Annotated in this window: 20 protein-coding genes; 10 read left to right on the forward strand and 10 right to left on the reverse strand. The window is 72.3% G+C overall.

Going from position 1 to position 22,129, the window contains the following annotated elements; translation table 11 throughout:
- Nucleotides 1–9: 9 nt before the first annotated feature.
- Nucleotides 10–1,410, forward strand: coding sequence for a class II 3-deoxy-7-phosphoheptulonate synthase (locus LX14_RS18050; protein WP_253648759.1), 1,401 nt, complete (start codon nt 10–12; stop codon nt 1,408–1,410).
- Between the two features lie 31 nt (nt 1,411–1,441).
- Here the strand turns inward: LX14_RS18050 and LX14_RS18055 are convergent, their stop codons facing one another.
- Complete coding sequence (locus LX14_RS18055) at nt 1,442–2,797, reverse strand: protein kinase domain-containing protein (RefSeq protein ID WP_253648760.1); 1,356 nt, start codon at nt 2,795–2,797, stop codon at nt 1,442–1,444.
- 128 nt (nt 2,798–2,925) lie between these two features.
- On the opposite strand from LX14_RS18055, the gene LX14_RS18060 reads away from it, so the two are divergent.
- Nucleotides 2,926–3,291 (forward strand): Rv2175c family DNA-binding protein, encoded by a 366-nt coding sequence (locus LX14_RS18060; RefSeq protein ID WP_253648761.1) that lies wholly within the window; start codon nt 2,926–2,928, stop codon nt 3,289–3,291.
- A 74-nt stretch (nt 3,292–3,365) separates the two neighbouring features.
- Nucleotides 3,366–4,244 carry a cutinase family protein gene (locus LX14_RS18065; RefSeq protein ID WP_253648762.1) on the forward strand — a complete coding sequence of 293 codons (879 nt, stop codon included), beginning with the start codon at nt 3,366–3,368 and terminating at the stop codon, nt 4,242–4,244.
- Here the strand turns inward: LX14_RS18065 and LX14_RS18070 are convergent.
- The 4 genes from LX14_RS18070 to LX14_RS18085 all read right to left on the reverse strand — a co-directional run bounded on the left by LX14_RS18070 (nt 4,241) and on the right by LX14_RS18085 (nt 9,550).
- Nucleotides 4,241–5,224 carry a phytoene/squalene synthase family protein gene (locus LX14_RS18070; RefSeq protein ID WP_301283911.1) on the reverse strand — a complete coding sequence of 328 codons (984 nt, stop codon included), beginning with the start codon at nt 5,222–5,224 and terminating at the stop codon, nt 4,241–4,243. The two genes, LX14_RS18065 and LX14_RS18070, sit on opposite strands and share 4 nt — an antisense overlap.
- 59 nt (nt 5,225–5,283) lie before the next feature.
- Nucleotides 5,284–6,855 carry a polyprenol phosphomannose-dependent alpha 1,6 mannosyltransferase MptB gene (gene mptB, locus LX14_RS18075; protein ID WP_253648764.1) on the reverse strand — a complete coding sequence of 524 codons (1,572 nt, stop codon included), beginning with the start codon at nt 6,853–6,855 and terminating at the stop codon, nt 5,284–5,286.
- 65 nt (nt 6,856–6,920) lie between these two features.
- Nucleotides 6,921–8,441 (reverse strand): phytoene desaturase family protein, encoded by a 1,521-nt coding sequence (locus LX14_RS18080; RefSeq protein WP_253648765.1) that lies wholly within the window; start codon nt 8,439–8,441, stop codon nt 6,921–6,923.
- On the reverse strand, nt 8,438–9,550 hold the full coding sequence (locus tag LX14_RS18085) for a polyprenyl synthetase family protein (protein ID WP_372505439.1): 1,113 nt from the start codon (nt 9,548–9,550) through the stop codon (nt 8,438–8,440). Before LX14_RS18085 ends, LX14_RS18080 begins: the two co-directional genes overlap by 4 nt.
- A 71-nt stretch (nt 9,551–9,621) precedes the next feature.
- Here LX14_RS18085 and metF point away from each other — a divergent pair, with 71 nt between their 5' ends.
- Nucleotides 9,622–10,557 carry a methylenetetrahydrofolate reductase [NAD(P)H] gene (gene metF / locus LX14_RS18090; protein WP_253648767.1) on the forward strand — a complete coding sequence of 312 codons (936 nt, stop codon included), beginning with the start codon at nt 9,622–9,624 and terminating at the stop codon, nt 10,555–10,557.
- Nucleotides 10,558–10,610: 53 nt separating this feature from the next.
- On the opposite strand, the gene LX14_RS18095 is transcribed toward metF, so the two are convergent.
- From LX14_RS18095 to LX14_RS18115, 5 genes are read right to left on the reverse strand one after another with little or no spacing between them, the layout of a single operon-like run.
- Nucleotides 10,611–11,810 (reverse strand): glycosyltransferase family 2 protein, encoded by a 1,200-nt coding sequence (locus LX14_RS18095; protein WP_253648768.1) that lies wholly within the window; start codon nt 11,808–11,810, stop codon nt 10,611–10,613.
- A 20-nt stretch (nt 11,811–11,830) separates the two neighbouring features.
- Entirely contained in the window at nt 11,831–12,562 is a 732-nt protein-coding gene (locus tag LX14_RS18100; protein ID WP_253648769.1) for an LppM family (lipo)protein, read from the reverse strand.
- Nucleotides 12,559–13,407, reverse strand: coding sequence for a carotenoid biosynthesis protein (locus LX14_RS18105; RefSeq protein WP_253648770.1), 849 nt, complete (start codon nt 13,405–13,407; stop codon nt 12,559–12,561). The genes LX14_RS18100 and LX14_RS18105 overlap by 4 nt, the downstream gene beginning before the upstream one ends.
- The gene (locus LX14_RS18110) at nt 13,404–15,053 is read right to left on the reverse strand and encodes a phytoene desaturase family protein (RefSeq protein ID WP_253648771.1); all 1,650 of its coding nucleotides are present in this window, start codon (nt 15,051–15,053) and stop codon (nt 13,404–13,406) included. Before LX14_RS18110 ends, LX14_RS18105 begins: the two co-directional genes overlap by 4 nt.
- A 35-nt stretch (nt 15,054–15,088) precedes the next feature.
- Nucleotides 15,089–15,676 (reverse strand): GNAT family N-acetyltransferase, encoded by a 588-nt coding sequence (locus tag LX14_RS18115; protein ID WP_253648772.1) that lies wholly within the window; start codon nt 15,674–15,676, stop codon nt 15,089–15,091.
- 353 nt (nt 15,677–16,029) lie between these two features.
- Here LX14_RS18115 and LX14_RS18120 point away from each other — a divergent pair, with 353 nt between their 5' ends.
- From LX14_RS18120 to LX14_RS18145, 6 genes are all read left to right on the forward strand, one after another.
- Nucleotides 16,030–16,446, forward strand: coding sequence for an SAV_6107 family HEPN domain-containing protein (locus LX14_RS18120; protein ID WP_253648773.1), 417 nt, complete (start codon nt 16,030–16,032; stop codon nt 16,444–16,446).
- A gap of 164 nt (nt 16,447–16,610) precedes the next feature.
- Nucleotides 16,611–17,018: an SCO2097 family morphological protein gene (locus tag LX14_RS18125; RefSeq protein ID WP_253648774.1), complete on the forward strand. Its 408-nt coding sequence runs from the start codon at nt 16,611–16,613 to the stop codon at nt 17,016–17,018.
- Between the two features lie 419 nt (nt 17,019–17,437).
- Entirely contained in the window at nt 17,438–17,869 is a 432-nt protein-coding gene (gene mraZ, locus LX14_RS18130) for a division/cell wall cluster transcriptional repressor MraZ (protein WP_253648775.1), read from the forward strand.
- A 176-nt stretch (nt 17,870–18,045) separates the two neighbouring features.
- Nucleotides 18,046–19,020 (forward strand): 16S rRNA (cytosine(1402)-N(4))-methyltransferase RsmH, encoded by a 975-nt coding sequence (gene rsmH / locus LX14_RS18135; RefSeq protein ID WP_253648776.1) that lies wholly within the window; start codon nt 18,046–18,048, stop codon nt 19,018–19,020.
- A gap of 61 nt (nt 19,021–19,081) precedes the next feature.
- Nucleotides 19,082–20,038 (forward strand): cell division protein FtsL, encoded by a 957-nt coding sequence (gene ftsL, locus LX14_RS18140; protein ID WP_253648777.1) that lies wholly within the window; start codon nt 19,082–19,084, stop codon nt 20,036–20,038.
- A 140-nt stretch (nt 20,039–20,178) separates the two neighbouring features.
- Nucleotides 20,179–22,128, forward strand: a complete 1,950-nt coding sequence (locus tag LX14_RS18145; protein ID WP_253648778.1) for a peptidoglycan D,D-transpeptidase FtsI family protein — start codon at nt 20,179–20,181, stop codon at nt 22,126–22,128.
- Nucleotide 22,129 lies beyond the last annotated feature (1 nt).

The raw sequence follows: 22,129 nt of genomic DNA on the forward strand, positions 1-22,129 counted from the left end.
GCTGGTCGGGTGGTGAACTGGACTGTGGACGTGCCCATCGACGAGCTCCCCGAACTGCCGCCGCTGCCCGGCGACCTCGCGGGCCGCTTCGCCGACGCGCTGTCGAAGCCGGCGCTGCAGCAGCCGAGCTGGCCGGAGGACAAGGCACGGGCCATGCGCACCGTGCTCGAGAGCGTGCCGCCGATCTGCATGCCCGAGGAGGTCGCGCAGCTCTCCGACAACCTCGCCAAGGTCGCGCGCGGCGAGGCGTTCCTCCTGCAGGGCGGCGACTGCGCCGAGACCTTCGTCGCGAACACCGAACCCCACATCAAGGGCAACATCCGCACCCTGTTGCAGATGGCGGTCGTGCTCACCTACGGCGCGAGCCTCCCCGTCGTGAAGGTGGCCCGGATCGCGGGTCAGTACGCCAAGCCGCGGTCGTCGAACACCGACGCGCTCGGCCTGACGTCCTACCGCGGCGACATGGTGAACGGGTTCCCGGCCGAGGAGGCCGCCCGCATCCACGACCCGTCACGACTGGTGCGTGCCTACGCCAACGCCAGCGCCGCGATGAACCTGGTGCGCGCGCTCACCGGGGCCGGCCTCGCCGACCTGCACCGCGTGCACGACTGGAACCGGGAGTTCGTGCGGACCTCGCGGGCCGGTGCGCGCTACGAGGCCCTGGCCTCCGAGATCGACCGCGCGCTACGCTTCATGGACGCCTGCGAGGTGCGCGACAGCAACCTCGAGTCGGCGAACATCTACGCCTCGCACGAGGCTCTCGTCCTCGACTACGAACGCGGACTCCTGCGTCTCGCCGACGACCCCCGCGATCCCGACGGTGACCCGGTCCTCTACGACCTCTCGGCGCACTTCCTGTGGATCGGGGAGCGCACCCGCGACCTCGACGGCGCGCACATCGCCCTGGCCGAGCTGATCAACAACCCGATCGGTGTGAAGATCGGGCCGACGACGACGCCCGAGCAGGCTGTCGAGTACGTGCGCCGTCTCGACCCGAAGAAGGTCGACGGCCGCCTGACCCTGGTGGCGCGCATGGGCAACGGCAACGTGCGCAGCGTCCTCCCGCCGATCGTCTCCGCCGTCGAGGCCACCGGGCACAAGGTGATCTGGCAGTGCGACCCGATGCACGGCAACACCCACGAGTCGTCGACGGGGTTCAAGACCCGTCACTTCGACCGCATCGTCGACGAGGTGCAGGGGTTCTTCGAGGTGCACCGTGCTCTCGGGACCCACCCCGGTGGTGTGCACATCGAGCTGACCGGCGAGGACGTCACCGAATGTCTCGGTGGGGCACAGGACATCTCCGACATGGATCTCGCCGGTCGGTACGAGACCGCCTGCGATCCGCGCCTGAACACCCAGCAGTCGCTGGAACTGGCGTTCCTCGTCGCGGAGATGCTGCGCGGCTGACAGCTGACAGCTGCCGGGCCCTCGTCCCGGGTCAGTCGGCCGGGAGGCTGACGATCTGCGCCACGGTCGACACGGCCGCGACAGAGCCGGGTGCCGTGGGCTGCGCGCCCGCGACGGTGACCCCGAGCCACCACCCCAGCGCGGCGAGCGTGATCGCCAGCACGAGGATCACCGCCGTCATCACCCACCCCCGGCGACGACCGCGTCTGCGCCGACCGATCTCGGCGTCCGCCGCGGCCAGCAGCGCCGGGCGTGGACGATCGCCGAGGGCACGATCGTCGGGAACGCCGTGGTGGTCCCACGGGTCGTCGTCGAGCTCGTCGTGCATCTCGTCGGCGTCGACCCGTCGATCCAGTCGGGTGTGCTGCGCGTCGCCGTCGGCCCCCATCATCCGCGTCGCGCGCCGACGGTCCTCGTCGTGCGCATCGGCGGGATCGGGATCGGGACGGGCGGTGGCGTCGGGACGGGCGGCGGCCACGCGGCGGGCGAGTGCCGTGGCGCGTTCGGCCGACACGCGGGGTGCCGGGACGGTGAACGGCGGCAACCGCAGCCGGCCGGCGACCTCGGTCAGCGCGTCGAGCATGTCGTCGCCGTCGGCGAACCGATCCGCCGGGTCCCGGGCCGTGGCGGTGAGGACGAGCTCGTCGAAGGCACGTGGCACACCCCGGATCACCCGACTCGGCGGCGGGACGTCGCCGCGCAGTCGTGCGTAGGCCAGTGCCAGCGGGGTGTCGCCGCGGAAGGGCGTGCTGCCGGTGAGCATCTCGTAGAGCAGGATGCCGAACGAGTAGATGTCGCTGCGGGCGTCGGCGTCGGCGGACTCGACCTGTTCCGGTGACAGGTAGGCGGCGGTCCCCAGGATGACGCTGTCGCTGGTGATGCCGGCCGCGGCGATCGCGCGCACGAGCCCGAAGTCGACGACCTTGACCTCGCCGGCGTCGGAGATGAGGACGTTCTCGGGCTTCACGTCGCGGTGGACGAGACCGTGCGCGTGCGCCGCACCCAGTCCGCCCAGCACCGGCATCCCCACGGCCGTCGCGGCGTGCGGCGGCATGGGACCCCGCTCGGCGAGGAGCTCGCGCAGGGTGCCGCCCTCGACGAGTTCCATCACGAGGAACGCCCACTCGCCGTCGACACCCTGGTCGTACACAGGCACCAGCCCGGGGTCCTTCAGCCGGGCCACCGAACGCGCCTCGAACTCCAACCGGGCGAGGAAGCGCGGGTCGGCGCTGTAGCGGGGATCCATCACCTTCACCGCGACCGGTCGGTCGAGACGGAGGTCGACGCCGAGGTACACCCCGCTCATGCCACCGCGCGCGATCAGCGCGTCGATGCGGTAGCGGCCGTCGAGCGCAGCGCCGAGGAGGACGTCACGCGCGGTGCTCACCTCGTGCCCCCTCATCTCCTCCGGTGCGTCGGAGACGCAGCGTGACGCCGACGATCATCGGGCCCAGCCTATCGTCGCCGCTACCGCTCCTCGACGAGCCGCCCGTGAGGGGTGGGTATCGTACGGCGGTGGTCTCCTTGCCCCTGACGGACGATGTCCTGCCCGCCGACGAACCCGTGCTCGACCTGTCCGACGTCTCGCGCCGACTCGGCGTGTCGATCGGTCGTACGCGCACCCTCATCGCCGACCATCACCTGCTGGCGATCTCGCGCGGCGGCGAGCCGATGGTCCCCGAGGTGTTCTTCGACGACGAGGGCATCGCCAAGCACCTCACCGGACTCGTCGACGTGCTCCTCGACGGCGGGTTCTCGCGTTACGAGGCGATGGCGTGGTTGTTCACCACCCAGGACGACCTCGGGGAGTACCCGGCCCGGGCGCTGCACGGACACTCCGCCCGCGAGATGATCAGGCGCGCCCAGGCTCTCGCCTTCTGAGGCGTCGTCGGCGGCACCCGGGGCGGGCGCTCGTCGGCGCGCACACCGCGGGTCGGCGGTGCATCATCGTCCTCATGGTGACGGGGGTGGCGCGAGCCATGGTGATCTGTGCGGCGATCGTCGTGGGTCCGACGATGTCGGTGACGGCCGCGGGGGCGCACACCGCGCCGCCGGTACGCGTCGCAGGCGCGACGTGTCCGGCAGCGGTGGTGATCCCGGCGCGGGGCAGCGGTGATCCCGCGGTCGCGCCGCAGCGATACGGGCGCTCGACCACCGACGGCCTCGAGGGACCGTTGCTGTCGATGCTGCTGACGGCAACCTACGGCGGTGCCGCGGACATCGCCGCGGTCCCGGTGGTCAGCACCGGCCCGGGGTATCGCGCCGTCTCCGTGCCCGAGGGCGCGGCCACGCGCGGATTCGGGGCGTCGATCGCCTCGGGGGTGTCGGCGGTGACCGCGCGGTACGACGCGGTCGCTCGCGCGGGTGGGCCGGGGTGTCGCCCCCGCGCTGTCCTGGTCGGCTACTCGCAGGGTGCCGCGGTGGTGCGCGAGGCCGCTCGTCGGCTGGCGGCGCGGGCAGTGGTGCGGGCGGTGATGACCTTCGGTGACCCGTTCCAGCTGCCCGGCGCAGACGGTGTCGTCGGTGCGGGTTCGCGGGGGATCGGCGTGTGGCGCACCGACGCCGGGGCAGCGGTCTCCGGGATCGACACCGTCGGCATCGACTCCTTCTACCGGCTCCCGGGTGTCACGCGATGGTCCCTGTGCCACGGGGGCGACCCGGTCTGTGACCTCGGTCCGACCGCCGACCCCACGGGTTCGCCGCACAACACCTATCTGCGGGCGGGGCTCCGGTATGTCCCCGCCGCCGGCCGACCGGCCACGCGGAGAACGGAACTCGTGGTGGCGGTCGAGACCCTGCGGTCCTTCATCCGCACCGCGGTCGCCGGACGCTAGCCCCCGCGGACCACGGCACCCATCGCGCGGCGGGCCCGCCGCGGGGTCCCGACCGCGACGCGACGACCGAGGATGTGGTGGTCCGCCGCCTCGATCTCCTCGAGGATGTCGCGGTACAGCTCGAACGCCGCACGGATCGCGGGTCGGCTGCGACGGTCCAGCAAGGCGATGCCGGGCTCGGCGACGCGATACCGCGCCCGGGTCACGGCGATGCAGTGCGCCAGCGCCCGTTGCAGCGACGGCGGGCTGATCCCGCTGCGGCGGGCGTCGCGCAGCATCTCCTCGTCGACGCCGAACGCCGCGAGCTCGTCGGTGGGCAGGTAGATCCGGTCCCGGTCGAGGTCCTCGCCGACGTCGCGGATGAAGTTGGTGAGCTGGAACGCCTCACCGAGCGCTGCGGCGAGCGGGAGCGCCGCCTCGGGGTCGCTCGAGCCGAGGATCGGGACCATCTGCAGCCCGATCACCGACGCCGATCCGTACATGTAGACGTCGAGGTCGTCGAAGGTGGCGTAGCGGTCGCGGAACAGCGGGTCGCCGGGGAGGTCCATGCGCATGGACACCATGAACGCCGAGAAGTGGTCCTCGGGGATGTCGAAGCCGACGATCGTGTCGGCGAGGGCGAGGATCCGGTCGTCGGCGTCGACGGGGAGTCGGGTTCCGGGCGATCGTCGTGCGGACAGCGCACGACGGAGGCTGTCGTCGAGGGCGTTCACGACGGTGGTCGGGTCGAGCGGATCGGCGTCGGGGGACGACCAGATCGACGTGCCCGGGTCGACGACGCCGTCGGTGACGGCGGAATCGGGGTCGACGTCGACGACGTCGTCGACGAGGCGCGCGAAGCCGTACAGCGCATAGACGGCCCGTCGACGGTGCTCGGGAAGCAGTCGCGTCCCGAGGTGGTAGGTGCGCCCGTGCTCCGCGGTGACGCGTTCGGCGACCGCGTACCCGCGTTCCACGCGGACGCGGTCGTCCGGATGCAGGTCGTCGACGACATCGACTGCGGTGGGGTCGACAGGGGTGCGGTCGACGGGGGTGGGGGTCACGATGAGGCCTCCGTGGGGGTCGGTGCGGGGGCGGTCGGTGCTGGGGTGGTCGGTGCGGGGGCGGTGCGCAGCAGCGCGACGGCGACCACCGCCGCCGGGACGAGGGCGAGCAGCGCGCTGACCGGCTCGTACAGCAGGATCGAGTCGTCCGGCTGGAACACCAGGAGCAGATACACGCACGCGGCGGCGACCCCGGCCAGACCGCGACGACCGATCGCCGCGGCACCGGCCACCACCAGCGCCCAGCTGTAGTACCAGGGGAGCGTCGACGGTTCGAGCAGGAGCACCGCCGTCATCGCGACGGCGACACCCACCACCGCGCGGCGCACGTCGTCGGCGCCGTCGCCGCCACCACCCGGGGCGGGGCGACTGCGCCACCACACGACGACCAGCGTCACGGCGAGCACCACGGCGCCGACGAACCGGGTCACGGCGAGCACGCCCGGCAACGGCACCGCGGCGAAGGGTGCCGCGACCAGCGTCGCGAGGTGCGCGATCGCCGTCGGGATGGTCAGCCAGTTGATGATGCGGTCGGCGTAGCCGAGACCGGCCAGCCACCCGAGTCCGTGCCCGACCACGACCGTGAACACGGCGAACACGGCCAGGGTGATCCCGACGATCGCGGCGAGGATCCCGGCCACCGATCGCCGGGAGATCGGGCCGCGCTCGCGGGCGTGGGCCCACCAGATCCACAGCACGAACGGCACCGCCACACCCGCGGTGATCTTCACCGCGACGGCCAGCGCGAGGACCACGGTGCCGGCCACGTGTCGTCGGAGCAGCACGAGCAGCACGCCGGTGACGAGCAGCCCGGCCAGGAGCATCTCGACATGGGGGCCGCCGACCAGGTGGATCAGCAGCATCGGGTTGAGCACCGCGAGCCACAGGGCGATGCGCGGGTCGCGGCCGAGTGCCGCGGCCAGGCGGGGGACGGCCCAGATGGCGAGCGCCCATCCCGGCAGCATCACCGCGCGCATGGCGAGGACCCCGGTGATCGGGTTGTCGCCGGTGAGCTCGGTGACCCACCGGGTGACGGTCATGAACAACGGGCCGTAGGGCGCGGTGGTGGTCGCCCACACCTGTGCCATCGAGTCCAGGAGGGGGCCGGGGGAGGTCGCGGGGCCGTCGACGTAGGGGTTCAGGCCGTCCCGCAACAACGCCCCCTGGGCGAGATAGGCGTAGACGTCGCGGCTGTAGACGGGTACGGCCAGCAGCAACGGCGCGGTCCACCCCACGGCCGCCCAGCGCAGGCGGCGGAGCTCGCCTGCCACCGGCCCCGTGCGCGTGATGATGTGGCGTCCCACCGCGACCCAGGCGACGACCAGCGCGGCCACGCCGCCCCAGAACAGCAGCGACGACACCGACTTGCCGTGGCCGTAGCCGACCCAGGCCATACCGACGTCCTGCAACCAGGTCTGCGCCCGGGGGAGGTCGCCGACGCCCGCGCTGCCGAGCATGACGCACACGGAACCGACCACGCCGAGCACGATCACCGCGGTCGACGGCAGCGGCCTGTCGCGGGAGGCGGAGACGTCGAGATCCGGACGGGGATCGACGTCTGCTGGCACAGCGGCGATCGTATCGCCGCCGGCGATGGTCGCCGCGCGGCGCGGGCGCCCCACGACGACCCGGCTCAGCCCGTGATCCGCTCGGCCGCCAGGCGACCGGACACCAGCACCGGTGGGATCCCGACGCCGGGCACCGTGCTGCTGCCGGCGAGGACCACGTTCTGCGCGTCGCGCCACAGGTTGGGTGTGCGCAGCGGACCGGTCTGGCCGAGGGTGTGGGCCGCGGCGAAGGGTGTGCCGGCGGACATGCCGTCGGCGGCCCAGGTGCCGGGGTGGTCGATGCGATGGACCGTGGCCTCGGAGATGCCCTTGTACCCGCGGTCCTCCAACACGCCGAGGTACTCGGCGACGTAGGGGGCGGCGAGCGCATCCCAGGCGAGGTCGGCGGAGTCGAGGTTGGGGCACGGCGCCAACACCGAGACCGACTCGGCCCCGTCGGTGACGAAGTGGTCCGGGTCGGTGACGGCCGGCCGGTTCATCAGCAGTGACGGGTCGCTCATCAGCGAACCGCGCCGGGCGGTGAGTTGGCGGAAGGTGTCCGTCCAGGCGGCACCGAAGTCGATGGTGTGGTGCCCACCCGGCCAGGACGCGGTGATGTGACGGTCGACGGTGATGTGGGCGACGACCGCGCTCGGCGAGTGCCGCACCGACCGTCGGCGGGCGGTGTCGCCGAGGATGCGCCGGGTGACGGGGGTGTCGGTGGTGACGACGACGGCGTCGCAGGCGATCTCGCCGCCGTCGGTCACCACGGCGACGGCCCGACGGGCGGACCCCTGGCCGGAGAAACGCACCGAGGTCACGGGTTCGCCGTAGTGGACGCGACCGCCGGCGTCGGTGAGGGCCTGGGCCATCACCGCACCCACCCGCCCCATGCCGCCGATCGGGTAGTCGACGCCGAGACCGACGTCCATGTGGGCGATCACGGCGTAGATCGCCGGCGCCTGGCTCGGCGGCACCCCGGCGTAGAGCGCCTGGAACGTGACCGCGCGCTGCAGTCGCTCGTCGTGGACGAAGCGGTCCACGGCGGCGGTGAGTCGGCGGACGGCGCCCATCGTCAAAAGATCCTTGACGCCCGACCGCATCTCCGCGGTGGCGACGTAGTCGAGGATGCCGTCGGTGTTGCGGTCCATGAACCGGTCGAACTCGACCTCGTAGAGGCGCCGCAGCCACGCGTCGTACCTGCGGTACCCGTCGGCGGACTCGGCCCCGAACGTGGCCGCGATGCCCTCCACCCGGTCCTCGAAGTCGCGGCGGACGGCGAACTCGACGCCGTCGGCGTAGCGCATGTGGTAGGTCGGGTCGAGCGGACGCAGGTCCAGACGACGCAGCGCCTCGTCGGCGTCGACGCCGACGGCGGTCATCGGACGCACGATCAGACCCGGCATGGTCAGGACCGACGCACCGGTGTCGAACGGGATCCCGTCGATGACCTCGGTCCGCACGCGACCACCGGGCGACGCCGCCGACTCCACGACGGTCACCTCGTGCCCGGCTCCGCGGAGGTGCAGGGCCGCCGCGAGGCCCGACAGCCCGGCGCCGACGACCACGACGTGGCCGACGGGACCGGGGACGCGACGAGGACTCATGAGCGCCTCCTGGTGAGGGCGTGGGCGACGGCGGCGAGGTCTGCACGCGCATCGGAGGGTGCGTCGAGGGCGTCGAGGACGGCCAACGAGTCGTCGACGAGGACCTCGATCTCGGTCTCGATCTCGGCGGCCGCCCCGCTGTCGACGAGGATGCGCCGCGCCGCGTCGAGTTCGTCGTCGCCGAGCGGGCGGCCGACGAGGGACCGCAGACGCCGCGCCGCCTCGGGATCGTCGGTGTCGGAGCGGCGCAGGGCGACGGCGAGCAACGCGGTCCGCTTGCCCGCGACGAGGTCGTCGCCGGAGGGCTTGCCGGTGACGGCGGGGTCGCCGAAGACACCGAGCATGTCGTCGCGGAGCTGGAACGCGATCCCCAACCCGTCGCCGATGCGGCCGAGGGTCTCGACGACCTCGGCGGGCGCTCCCGCGAGACACGCCCCGAGCTGCAGCGGACGGGCCACCGTGTAGCCCGCGGTCTTGAAGCGCATCACGCGGTAGGCGGCGTCGACGGACTCGTCGGCGGCCGCCTCGGTGACGACGTCGAGCATCTGTCCGGCGAGCACCTCGGTCCGCATCGCCGTCCACACCGACACCACGCCGTCGCGGACGGTGCCCTCGAGGGGGGCCTGGGCGAGCATGTCGTCGGCCCAGCTCAACGCGAGATCGCCCAGGAGGATCGCGGTGGACACGCCGAAGTGGTCGGGATCGCCCAGCCAGCCGTTCTCGCGGTGACGGGCGGCGACGGCGCGGTGGACGGTCGGCCGTCCGCGTCGGGTGTCGGACCGGTCCATGATGTCGTCGTGGATCAGGGCGCAGGCCTGGATCAGCTCCAGGGCGGCGCAGACACGGAAGGCCGCGTCGGCGTGGGCGTCGTCGCACCGCCCGCCGGCGAGGCGGAAACCGGCCCAGGCGAACGTCGGCCGGACCCGCTTGCCGCCGCCGAGGACGAAGTCGCCCACGAGGTCGGTGAGATCGGCGATGCGGTCGGCGACGACGGACGTCGCGGTCCGCCGTTCGGCGAACACGTCCGCCAGCAGACCGTGGACGGCGGCGGGGACGTCGTCGATGGTGGCCGGGAGCACGCTTCGATGGTACCGACGCGCGTGCGCCATCCCGTGCGACGGCGATCACGCCGCGGGCGTGACCGAGCTGGCGGACGGGGGTGGCCTCTATCATCGGACGCGTGACATCTCCGACCGCTCAGCAGAACGTCATCGCACGTCTGGCCGCGCCGCACGCCGGACCGGTGCCGTTCTCCGTCGAGTTCTTCCCGCCGAAGGACCCGGCCGCCGAGGACCGACTGTGGCGCGCCGTGCGGATCTTCGAGCAGCTGCGTCCCGCGTTCGTCTCACTGACCTACGGCGCCGGCGGGACCACCCGCGACCGCACCGTCCGCATCGCCGGACAGCTGGCGCGTGAGACGACCCTGACGACGGTGGCGCACCTGACCGCCGTGAACCACAGCATCGAGGAGTTGCGCGCCCTCGTCGGCTCGTACGCCGACCAGGGCATCACCAACATCCTGGCGCTCCGGGGGGACCCGCCCGGCAACCCGCTGGGCGACTGGGAGAAGCACCCGCAGGGTGTGGAGTATGCCGAGGAACTCGTCCGTCTCGTCGACGAACTGGGCGAGTTCGAGGTGGGTGTGGCGTCGTTCCCCGAGGGGCACTACCGCGCGCCCGACCTCGAGGAGGACACGCGCAACCTCGTGGCGAAACTGCGTGCGGGCGCGGAGTACTCGATCACGCAGATGTTCTTCGACGTCGACGACTACCTGCGTCTGCGCGACCGTGTGGTCGCCGCCGACCCCGAGCAGGGCGCGAAGCCGATCATCCCGGGGCTGATGCCGATCACGTCGCTGGCGTCGGTGCGTCGGATGCTCGAGCTGTCGGGGTCGCAGCTCCCCGGCGACTTCGACGAGCGTCTGACCCGGGCGGCCGGTAACGACGAGGAGGCCAACCGTGAGGCGATCCGCGCGGTCGGCATCGACATCGCCACCGAGATCGCCGAACGGCTCATCTCCGAGGGCGCGCCCTGCCTGCACTTCTGCAGCCTGAACTTCGCCCGCGCGACCGGCGAGGTGCTGCAGCGACTGGGCATGGACGCGCTCGTCTCCTGATCCCACGGCCCGACCCACCGAGCACGAAGCGCCTCGGCCCCCTCGGGGGACACCTAGGCGCGCAGCGATCGGCCCTTCCATCGCAGGCCGTCGGTCCGGGTGCGCCGCACCGACTCCAGGACCAGTCCGACCGCGGCGGTGACCGCGGGACCGTGCACCACCGCGGACGCGACGTCGCCGGTCGTCAGTCGTCCGCTCTCCGCCGAGCGGGTGAGCAGTCGGGTCGTGACGGTGGCGGCCAGCAACGCCCACGCGGTCCGGTGGTGGGGTCGCGACAGCACGCGCACCGTCGGGGTCGCCTGTGCGAACCCCGTGGCCACGACCGCGGCGAGTGCCGCGGGTGTACCGAACTCCGTCCCCAACCAGCGGAGGTACCCGCCGGCGAGTGATCGCGCGTCGGAGTACATGCGGCAGGTCACCTCGCCGCGGCCGAGGCGGATCACCGACGCCAGGCCGGCGTCCCGGACCACGCGGGCGAGCGCGATGTCGTCGGCGGCGGCTCCGGCCACGCTGCGGTGTCCGCCGATGATCCGGTGGACGTCGGTGGGCAGCAGCAGGAACTGACCGTTGGCCAACGCGGTGGCCGCCGTGGGCCGCCGCTCGCTGAGCCGTATGGGCACCGTGGTGAACCACGACCAACACGGCAGCGGCTGCATGACGGCCTCGGCGACCGACCCGGTGTCCTGCCGCGGCCAGAGGCTGAGCAACCCGACGTCGCGTCCGCCCGGACGTCGGCGCCGCTCCGCCGCGAACAGGTCGACGGCGGCGGCGATCGCGTCCGGGGTCATCCGGACGTCGGCGTCGACGAGGACCAGGAGGCCCGGCGCCGGCGGGTCGACGATCCGGCCGCGCGTCATCCGGTCGATCGCCCACGCCTTCCCGGTCCAGCCTGCGGGCGGTTCCCCGCCGGCCTGCGGCGCCGCGCCGTCGATGACCGTGACGCGGGGGTCGCCGCCCGCGGCGGTCCGCGCGAGGTGACCGGTGCCGTCCGTCGAGCCGTCGTCGAGGACGACCACCCGCAGCGAGGTGAGGCCGCGTTGCGCGCGCAGGTCCCCGACGATGTCGGCGATGTGGTCGGCCTCGTCGCGGGCAGGAACGCACACGGTGATCGGGGTGTCGACCGGCGGCGCGGACGGCGACCGGGGCGACAGGCCGGGCACGGTCAGACGGTTCACGGCCGCGAGGACCAGTTGCACGCCCACCAGCGTGACCGGCCACGGCGGTGGTCCCGCGCGGCGTGCACCGACGCTCACCGGTTCGGGGTGTCCGGTTCTCAGCTGTTCGGCGGCGTCGTGGTCACCCGGGGGCTGGTGTCCCGGGTGAGGTAGGCGACGGCGCCGACGATGAGGACGACGGCGAGGGTCAGCCCGACCAGCAACCAGGTCCAGTCACCGAAGGCGGCCGTACCCGGGTCGGGGTAGTCGGCCTCGGCCGCGAGGTCGCTCGTGGCGCCGATCTGCGGCGTCCAGGTGACGGTGTCGTCGGCGGACTGTTTGCCGTTGGTGGCCGAGATCGGACCGGCGAAGCGCACGCTCAGTGTCACCAGGTCCCGGCCGGACGCCAGCGCGGTGAGGTCGGCCGAGCCGCGCATCCGCACCACGTCGCCGTTGCGTTTGGTGGTGAGCTGCATGCTCACCGACGAGTTGGGGTACGCCTCGAGCAGCAGGTCCCCGAGTTGGTTGAACTGTCCGAGCGGCAGTGCGCTGTAGGTGATCCGGGTCCCGCGGAACCCGTCGGAGTCGTAGTCCTCGGCGACGACGTTGCCCGCCATCGACTGCGGGACCTCGATGCGCGGGGCCCCCGACGAGGCGCCGGTGGCGCCGTTGGCGTCGCCGGACGACTTCTGGGCCACCACCATCCCGCCCCACAGACGGTCGCCGACGTACTCCGAGGACTGCATGCACGAGGTGAGCGCCGACGAGGCGGCCAGCAGCAGGAGCAGGGCGAGAGCGACACGCAGCATGCGGGGACCGCGGTGGACGGCGGGGGTTCGCGGGGACGTCACGCGGACATGGTGCCAGCTCGGACCGCCCGTCGTCGCGGACGCGCCGCCACGACCAGCGCGGGTACGGCGAGCACACCCATGACCACGGCGCCGTAGCCGAGGCCCGAGCGCAGGGTCCCGTCGTGCAGGAGGAAGGCCTGCGCGAAGGCGGAGCCGACCCAGGTCCACACGACCCAGATCATCGGGACGAGGGGGACCGTCCGCGGTGCGTCGGGGGCTCCCGGGGATGCACGGCACAGCTCGATGACGGTCATCGCGACCACGCCGACCAACGCCCATCCGGCGAAGTTCGTCAGCGGGATCTGCGCCATCCCGGGCAGTCCCGCGTCGGTGCTGCTCCAGGCCCACAGGCCGTCCGCGACCATCTGGGGGTCGAGGTAGAGATCCCATCCGAGGAGGCCGACCGTGGCCAGGGCGACCCGGGGGACCGCGCGGTCGGGGACCACCAGAGCGGCGACCCGCCACACCGCCCACACGCCGATGAGCCAGGCGGCGCTGATCCACACCGGGACCCCGGCGATGTAGGGCGGGAGACGGTCACCGGCGTAGGCGTAGGTGCCGAACGGGAACCCGGTGTGCGTGCCCGACCACTCCGCGGCGAACGCGAGCACCGGGATGCCGACGACGACCACGAGACCGCGCCGGGTGCCGAGGGTGACCAGGACGTCGGCGGCCATCGCGACCACGGCGGCCGCCAGGACCAGGACCGTGACGGTGTCCCGCACCCCCGGGCCGGCGAGCGGGTACGCGACCTGGGCCGCGATGGAGACGCAGACGGCGGCCACGGCGACAGGTATCAGGACGCCGCTGTGCCGCTGTGCCGCCACCGCCACCGTCCGGGTCACCGTCGCCCTCCCACGGACTCCCGCAGCCCCGACCACGCGCCCGCGATGACCGACTGCACGCGCTCGACCGGTCGCGTCCGCGCCGAGAGGACGGCCTGCGCGGCGATCGATCCCGAGAGGCCCGAGACACCGCCGCCCGGGTGCGTCGACGCACCCGCGAGGAACAGCCCCTGCGTGCCGGGCACGGTGTGTCCGCCGAGGTCGGGGTGGGGACGGAAGGTGAACATCTGGTCGGCGGACATGTCGACGTGCATCACGTTGCCGCCCACCAGACCCAGTTCCGACTCGAGCCGGTCGGGCGTCTGGGCGTACACGTGCTCGATGCTGTCGGCGAAACCCGGCGCCCACGAGTCCATCTCGGCGACGACGGCGTCGGTGGCCTCCTCCCGCACCGACTCCCACGTGCGTCCGCCGGAGAGGCGGTAGGGGTGCCACTGCGTCCAGATGGTGAGCATGTGGCGATCCGGCGGCGCCAACGACGGGTCGATGGCCGAGAAGCCCATCGGCAGCACCACCGGTCGCCGCGGCAGATCGCCGGCGCGTGCGTCGCCGTGGGCGCGGGCGAGGTGGCCACGGTCGGTGACCATGAGACCGAGGCCGGAGTGCACCCCGTGGGCGGGGAGTCCGGCGGGCAGCCCCGCGTACTCCGGCAGTGCGGTGGTACCGACGCGGATCGCGCTGCCCACACCGGGTCCCACGTCGATGCGTGCGCGCCACCGGTCGATGGTCGATCGGTCCGGACCACCCTCGCCGAGCATGTCGAGCGTGGTGAGGATGTGGCACGCGGCGATGACCTGACCGGCGGTGAACTCGACCCCGGCCGCGGTCCGCACGGCCCACTTGTCCCCGGCGCGCGCGATCGCCACCGCCGCGTCACCGAGGGCCACGCGGCCGCCGTCGGATTCGAGGGACGAGATCAACGCGGTGGTCAGCGCGCCGCTGCCGCCGATCGCGCGCCCGGGTGGCCCGCTGTGCATCAGCGCGGCCATCCCCACCATCGGTGCGGTGCCGGGCTCGCTCATCGGCGGCCCGGACTGGGCGCCGAACCACGCGAGGGCGGCCTTGAGCCGCTCGGACGAGAACCAGCTGTCGAGCAGGGCGTCGCCGGACCGCAGGAACTCCTGCGCCAGCTCGGGGCCCGCCGTGCGCCCGGACTTCCCGTCGCGGGTGGGCATGCCCCAGAAGGCGCGCACGAACGTCGCCGGCGCGGGCCGTGCGCCGAACATGCGCATCACCGCGGCGGAGCGCGGCCCCCAGACGCCGACGAACTCGCGGTAGGCCTGGGCGTCCCTCGCGCCGCACGACGCCTCGATGGACGCACACGTCGCGTCGAGGTCGACCCGGAAGACGATCGCGGGGGAGTCACCGACCGCGGGGGCGAACGCCCACGGGTCGCAGTCGACGTAGCGCAGCCCGTGGCGGTCGAGTCCGAGCCTCTCCACGAGGCCGGTGTGGCGGATCATGATGTGCGCACTGGAGCCGCGGTCGACCTTGTACCCGGGGAACCGCTCGACGGTCGAGACAGCGCCGCCGGGGACGGTGTCCCGCTCGACGACGACGACGTCGAGCCCCGATCGCGCGAGGAGGGCTGCCGCGACGAGCCCGTTGTGTCCCGCGCCGACGACGACGACGTCGTGAGTTGTCATACCCCCATGGTGCCGGTCGTCACGACCGGCCGGGGTCAACGGCCCGATGGGCGCAGCGGGAGGCGACGTCCGAGCACGGCGAACGGGCGCGGATCACCGGTGAAGCTGAAGTGTCGGAGCAGGTCGTCGAACCCGAGTCGACGGTAGAGCCGCCAGGCGCGGTTGTCGTCGGCCGCGACCTCCGGGGTCGACAGCAGGACGGAGCTCTCGAGGCGGTCGGCGAGCAACCGGGTGAGCAGACGGTGACCCAGCCCCGACCCCTGCCGGGCGGGGTCGATGTGGAGCTCGGTCAGCTCGAAGTAGTCGCGGGTGATCTCGGTGATCTGCGGGGCCGTGAACCCGGCCTGTCGCAGTCCGATGCACAGCTGCTGGTTCCACCACTGGTCCGGCGCGCCCCGATAGCCGTAACCGATGCCCACGAGGTGCTCGCGGCCCGTCCGGTCGTCGGTGTCGAGTGCGCCCACCGCCTGCCAGCCGGGTCGGCGGGTGTGTTCGGTCCACAGCGGGGCACGGTGCGCCTGGGTCCCGCGGGGGTATCCCATGGCGGCGACGTAGATGTCGAGCGCGGGGGACAGCCAGGAGTCCAGGTCCGCGACCGAGAGCTCGACGAATCGCACCGGCACAGGTGTTCCGCCTCCTCTTGAGACCGTCGCGGGGGGTGGTTATATTGAATAGGTCGAACGGGTGTTCGAGTACTCAACCTCCGCGACGAGTGACTTCCACCCGGCGACCTCCGGTCGGCCCGGCGGTCGGACGAGGGAAGCGTCTACCGCCGGGCCGGTCCGGCATCCGACTCCGGAGACCGGTCCTCGTCCCTGCCGAGGTTGTCGGAGGTGGCCGGTATCACTGACATCGACGACGACAGACGACGGATCGACGGAACGCTCGGCACCGCGGCGGTGTTGAACAGGACAGACGACAGCCAGGAGAGGGGAGTGCGATGACCACGCGACGGTCCACACCTGATCCGAGGGCGATGTCGAGAGCGCGTGACCTCCTGGTCCGGGCGGACACGATGGCCGTGCACGCCACCGATGTCGATGACACCACCGAGCAGGTCCGTGGCCTGTACCTCGCAGCGCTCCGCGCGGCGGGCGCGGCCCTCGCCCTGGGCGAGACGACCGGTCGGCCGCGGGGCTCGCTGAGCGCATGGGCACGGTTGCCCCGCAGCGTCCCCGCCTTCACCCACTGGGCGACCTACTTCGCCGGCCTGTCGCGCCTGCGGAGCGACATCGAGCTCGGCATCACACACGACGTGCCGCGGTCGACCGTCCTCGCCACCCGCACCGCCGTCGCCGATTTCCTCGCCGACGTCGAGGCGCTCGTCGAGGACTGTGCCCATGGCGATGTCGCACCGCAGCGGTGGTCGCGACCCGATGTACGGACCGCGTGAGACATCGCCATGTGTCCCCCGGGTAATGGTGGTCGGTTCGGCGAACACCTCGTACTATTGGCGAACAGGCCCGTGACGCGGGCCCGAGCCGCTCGGACACCTCAGACGGGCCAGACGACTCACAACGGATCCGGTCACCGGATCGAGTGCTGTTAGGAGGGGCGGTGCCACTCTCGGAGCACGAGCAGCGGATGCTCGAACAGATCGAGAACGCGCTCTACGCCGAAGACCCGAAGTTCGCCTCGAACGTCCGTCGTCGGCGGTTCGGGGGATCGGCGGCGCGTCGTCGGTTGCAGGCCGCTGTGGTCTTCGTGGTCGGACTGGCCCTCCTCATCGGCGGGGTCGTCGTCGACGTCACCGTCGGGGGGTTCCCGATCCTCAGCCTCATCGGATTCCTGGTCATGTTCGGTGCCGGTCTCCTCGCCCTCTGGGGCGTCGGGTCGTCGAGCGAGCCCGGTCCCGCGGGCGACGCCGGCTCGGGCGGCAGCCGCCGGGGCGGACGCGGTCGGTCGAACCGGTCGTTCAGCGAACGCATGGAGGACCGCTTCAACCGTCGGTTCGAGCAGGAGTAGTCCCCGTCCGGCCGCTGCCGGACAGATCTGACGCACGACATCAGCCGCGTACCCGATCGGGTACGCGGCTTCGTCGTCTGTGCGCCCGTCTTCGCCCGCGCCCGCCCGGTCTGGCGAGGGCGTACGGATGACGCCCGCCCCCTGATCCCCCACTTCCACCCACATCGGCGCCCCCATGGGCCCCGGGTGGGACTTCGGCCGCCGTGACCTGGGGAATCCGCGGGGGAGGACATGCCCGTACCCCGACCGGTCGATCTCGACGCCCCACCGGTATCTGCCCAGTTCAGACACCCTGTAGCCCATCCGATGGGAGGGTTGTCGCCTCAGGGGGGTGGCAAGTGGGGGGAAGTGGGGTAATGTGGCCCGCGGAGGCAGGGAGTGCCGGACTTCCTCCTCCACCGGCGGGAGGTGTCGCGGACGTGTTCGTCGGCACCCACACGCACAAGTTGGACGAGAAGGGGCGCTTGACGCTCCCCGCGAAGTTCCGCGAACAGCTGGCGGGAGGGATGTTGGTGACACACGGTCAGGACCGGTGCCTCACGATCTACTCCCCGGAGAAGTTCGAGGAGATCGCGCTGCGGGCAGCGGCGGCGTCCAAGGTCGACGAGAAGGCGCGCATGTTCCAGCGCACCCTCATGTCGAGCACGGAGGAGATGGTCCCCGACGCACAGGGGCGCATCACCCTGTCGGCGGATCACCGGCGCTACGCCGGCCTGTCGAAGGTGTGCACCGTGATCGGCAACTTCGACAACGTGGAGGTCTGGGACGCGCAGTCCTGGGACTCCTATCGGTCGCAGCACGAGGAGAGCTACTCGCGCGGCGACAACCCGGCACTCGGAACGATCCTGTGACCACGGTCCCGCCACCGGAGACGACGGCGGGACGCACCGCGACCCCGAACGGCGACACCAGGCCTTCGCCCGATCCGACCCTGACGCACTTCCCCAGCGCCAGGTGCGGACTCGGGCGGGGACCCGGTCTCACCGCTCGCCTCGACCCCCGTGGCCGCCGCGAAAGGGTGCACCACATGACCATCTCCGGCGAGCACGGGCACGTCCCCGTGATGGCGCACCGCATGCTGGAACTCGTCACCCCGTCCCTGACACGTCGGTCGACCGACGGCGCCGGTGCCGTCTTCGTCGACGGGACGCTCGGTGCGGGTGGTCACACGGAACTGATCCTGCAGACGTTCCCGGCGGTCCACGTGGTGGCCCTCGACCGCGATGCCTCGGCCATCGAGGGTGCACGGGAGCGGTTGTCCCGCTTCGCCGACCGCCTCACCATCGCGCACCGCCGCTACGACGCCGTGGACGAGGTCCTCGCGGAGGAGGGGATCGACGCCGTCGACGCCGCCCTCTACGACCTCGGGGTGTCGTCGATGCAGCTCGACCGTCCCGACCGCGGGTTCGCCTACGCCGTCGACGCCCCGCTCGACATGCGCATGGACACCACCGACGGGCCCACCGCCGCCGACGTGCTGAACACCTACGAGCACGGCGACCTGGCGCGCGTCCTGTCGACCTACGGGGAGGAGCGCTTCGCCGGCAAGATCGCCTCGGCCGTCCTGCGGGAGCGCGCCGTCGAGCCGTTCACCACGAGTGGGCGTCTGGTGGAGCTGCTCTACCGGGTGATCCCCGCCGCCACCCGCCGGACCGGCGGGCACCCCGCCAAGCGCACGTTCCAGGCGTTGCGCATCGAGGTGAACCGCGAGCTGGAGTCCCTGGAATCGGCGGTACCCCGCGCGCTCGACGCACTCGGCGTCGGCGGTCGGCTCGTCGTCATGAGCTATCAGTCGCTCGAGGACCGCATCGTCAAACGCGAGTTCGCCCAGCGGACGACGTCGTCGACGCCTCCCGGCCTGCCGTTCGACCTCCCGGGAACCGCGCCGCTGTTCACCGCGGTCACCCGGGGCGCCGAGCGCGCCGACGCCGAGGAACTCGAGCGCAACCCTCGCTCGGCACCGGTCCGACTGCGCGCGGTCGAGCGGATCGCCACCCCGTGACCCGGATCTCCACCCCTTCCGCCATCCCTGCCACCGCTGTGTTCACCGAGGAGACGTGTCGATGACCGTGCACGATGAAGTCGACACCGGAGAGTTCGACACCAGGGGGTTCGACACCAGGGGGTTCGACACCGTCGAGATCGACGGGGACGGGCGCCCCCCGGGGACAGCCGTTCTCGACACGGGATCCCGTGACGCAGACCGGACCGGCACCCGCCGCGACCGCACCGGTGCGGGCGACCGCGCCCGGCCGCAGCGGTCGGCCGCTGCGCAACGCGCGATCGATCGCCGCCGCCGCCGCACCGTCCAGCGGTCGACGGCCGAACTCGTCGGTCGCGGCCCGGTGTCCCGGTCGTGGTCCTCGCGGCTGCTGTCCTCCCCGGCGACGGCCCTGCGGCGGATGCCGTTCGCCGTGATGGTCGCCGCGATCCTCGCCGTGGGACTCGCACTGACACTGTGGTTGTCGACCACCGCGGCCGAGGACTCCTACGGACTGTCCGACGCACGCGCCGCGAACGCCACCCTGTCGGCGCAGCGCGACGCCCTCAACAAGTCCTACGAATTCGCGCTCAGCGCACCCGAACTCGCGAAGAAGGCGGGTCAGCGTGGGCTGATCCCGGCGAAGGACGTGGCGCGCATGGTCGTCGGCGCCGACGGTCGGGTCCGCGTCGTCGGGGACCCCACTCCCGCAGCGGGATCGCCCGCGCCGACCATGAACGACGGATCACAGCGGACCATCGCGCCGCAGCCCGGGTCGTCGACGGACGGCAACACCGCCCAGGCGCCCGCCTCGGCGACCACCCCGGGCGCCGGTGACCCTGCGCTCGCCCCCGCCCCGAATGTGTTGCCGGGGACCGGGACAACGCCCCAAACCGCCACCCCCCAGACCGCCACCCCGCAGACCGCCACCCCGCAGACCGCCACCGCACCGCAGAGCCCGGCTGCCGCGACGCCGACCGCTGCGAGCGGCGCGCGTGGTGGTGCGAACGGTTCGACGGATTCCTCCGTTCCGCGATGACGGATCGGCGCCACGCCGGGCGGGCTGCCGGTCGCGACCCGTCCCGGAGGGGAGACTCGGGGGATGCCGCACCCGCATCCGACCGCTCCCGTCGGGGCCGCCCCGGTGAGGGTGTCCGCCGTCGGTCAGGTGGCGACGACATGAGCACCACCCGTACACGCCGTCCACCGGCCGGCGCCCGCGGCTCCACCTCCGGAGCGCGCAACCGCGACGACGCGCCGCCCCGTGCAGCGCGCCCGCATTCCGGGACCATCCGCGGCGACGGCCGCGCGAGTGCCTCGGCGCCGTCGCGTCGACCGAAGGTCCCGCAGTTCGTCTCGCGCACACGTCTCGGCGCGCTGGTGCTGGGGCTCGCCGTCGTCCTCGTGGCCGGGAAACTGGTGTCGCTGCAGGTCTTCGAGTCGTCGTCCCTGTCGGCGCAGGCCGCGGACCAGCGTGCGGTGACCGAGGTGCTCGCGGCCAAGCGCGGGCCGATCCTGGACCGCAACGGCAAGCCCATCGCCTACACCGAGGAGGCGCGGGCGCTGACCTTCCAGCCGGTGAAGGAACGCGCCGCGATGGACGCCGCCCACGCCAAGGACCCCGCGGTCCCCGACGCGTCCACCCGTATCCGCCAGATCGCCGACGGCGTCTACAAGGCGCTCGGTGGCGCGGTCACCCGTGAGTCGGTGCTGTCGGAACTCCAGAGTTCGTCGCCGTTCGTCTACCTCGCGCGGTCGGTCAGCATGCAGACGGCGTCGTCGATCACCGACGAGTTCCCCGAGATCGGCGCCGAGCGTCAGGACATCCGCCTCTACCCCGGAGGGGCGTTGGCCGCCAACGTCGTCGGCGACGTCGACTTCGACGGAAACGGGCTCATCGGTCTCGAGTCGTCGATGGACTCGACCCTGCACGGCACCGACGGGTCACGTACCTACGACCGTGGCAGCGACGGCGCCGTCATCCCCGGCAGCACCCGCAACGTCCATCCGGCCGCGGACGGACGGCCCGTGCAGCTCACCCTCGACTCCGACGTGCAGTGGTTCGTGCAGACGCAGGTGCAGAAGGCCAAGCAGCTGTCGGGGGCGAAGAACGCCTCCGCCGTCGTCCTCGACGCCCACACCGGCGAGGTCATCGCGATGGCCAACGACGGCACCTTCGACGCGTCGAAGCCGTTGGGACAGCAGCAGAACGCCCAACTCGGCAACCTGCCCGTCACCTCACCGTTCGAGCCGGGATCGGTGAACAAGCTCATCACGGCCTCGGCCGCGATCGAGTACGGCTTGACCACCCCCACCCAAATTCACCAGGTGCCGGGGAGCATCGACATGTCCGGCGTCACGGTGCACGACGCCTGGGTGCACGGTGTCGCGCCGTACACGACCACCGGCATCTTCGGGAAGTCGTCGAACGTCGGCACGCTGATGCTCGCCCGACAGGTGGGCGAGGACCGGTTCGCGGCCCTGGTGCAGAAGTTCGGGCTCGGTCAGCGCACGCAGGTCGGCCTCCCCGGTGAGAGTTCCGGCGAGGTCCCCGCGCGCAGTCAGTGGTCCGGTGGCACGTTCGCCAACCTGCCGATCGGACAGGGTCTCTCGATGACGCTGCTGCAGATGACGAGCATGTACCAGGCCATCGCGAACGACGGCGTCCGCGTGCCGCCGCGCATCGTGCGGTCGACCGGGTCCGACGATCCCGCCGCACCGCCGGCCGGGGTGCGGGTGGTGAGTCCGCAGACCGCGCAGACGGTCCGCGACATGTTCCGCGCCATCGTGCAGCGCGACCCGATGGGGGAGCAGCAGGGGACGGGGTCGAAGGGCGCCATCCCCGGCTACCAGGTCAGCGCGAAGACCGGGACCGCGCAGCAGGTCGACCCCAACTGCGGGTGCTACTCGAACTCCAGCTACAACATCACCTTCGCGGGCATCACGCCGTCGGACGACCCGCGGTTCGTGGTCGGCATCATGCTCGACAACCCCTCGCGCAGCAGCGACGGCAGCGGGGGACAGTCCGCGGCGCCGCTGTTCGAGACCATCGCGTCGTGGATGTTGCAGCGTGAGCACGTGCCCATGTCGGCCCGCCCCGCGCCCGAGATGGTCCTGCAGGCGACCTGAC

It is taken from the genome of Williamsia deligens (assembly GCF_024171765.1).
Classification (GTDB): Bacteria; Actinomycetota; Actinomycetes; order Mycobacteriales; family Mycobacteriaceae; genus Williamsia_A; species Williamsia_A deligens.

Coding starts and splice junctions, on each gene's coding strand:
- LX14_RS18065 (WP_253648762.1), top strand. CDS start 3,366: ATGGTGACGGGGGTGGCGCGAGCCATGGTGATCTGTGCGGCGATCGTC.
- LX14_RS18080 (WP_253648765.1), bottom strand. CDS start 8,441: ATGAGTCCTCGTCGCGTCCCCGGTCCCGTCGGCCACGTCGTGGTCGTC.
- LX14_RS18085 (WP_372505439.1), bottom strand. CDS start 9,550: ATGGCGCACGCGCGTCGGTACCATCGAAGCGTGCTCCCGGCCACCATC.
- LX14_RS18110 (WP_253648771.1), bottom strand. CDS start 15,053: ATGACAACTCACGACGTCGTCGTCGTCGGCGCGGGACACAACGGGCTC.
- LX14_RS18120 (WP_253648773.1), top strand. CDS start 16,030: ATGTCGAGAGCGCGTGACCTCCTGGTCCGGGCGGACACGATGGCCGTG.
- rsmH (WP_253648776.1), top strand. CDS start 18,046: ATGACCATCTCCGGCGAGCACGGGCACGTCCCCGTGATGGCGCACCGC.
- ftsL (WP_253648777.1), top strand. CDS start 19,082: ATGACCGTGCACGATGAAGTCGACACCGGAGAGTTCGACACCAGGGGG.
- LX14_RS18145 (WP_253648778.1), top strand. CDS start 20,179: ATGAGCACCACCCGTACACGCCGTCCACCGGCCGGCGCCCGCGGCTCC.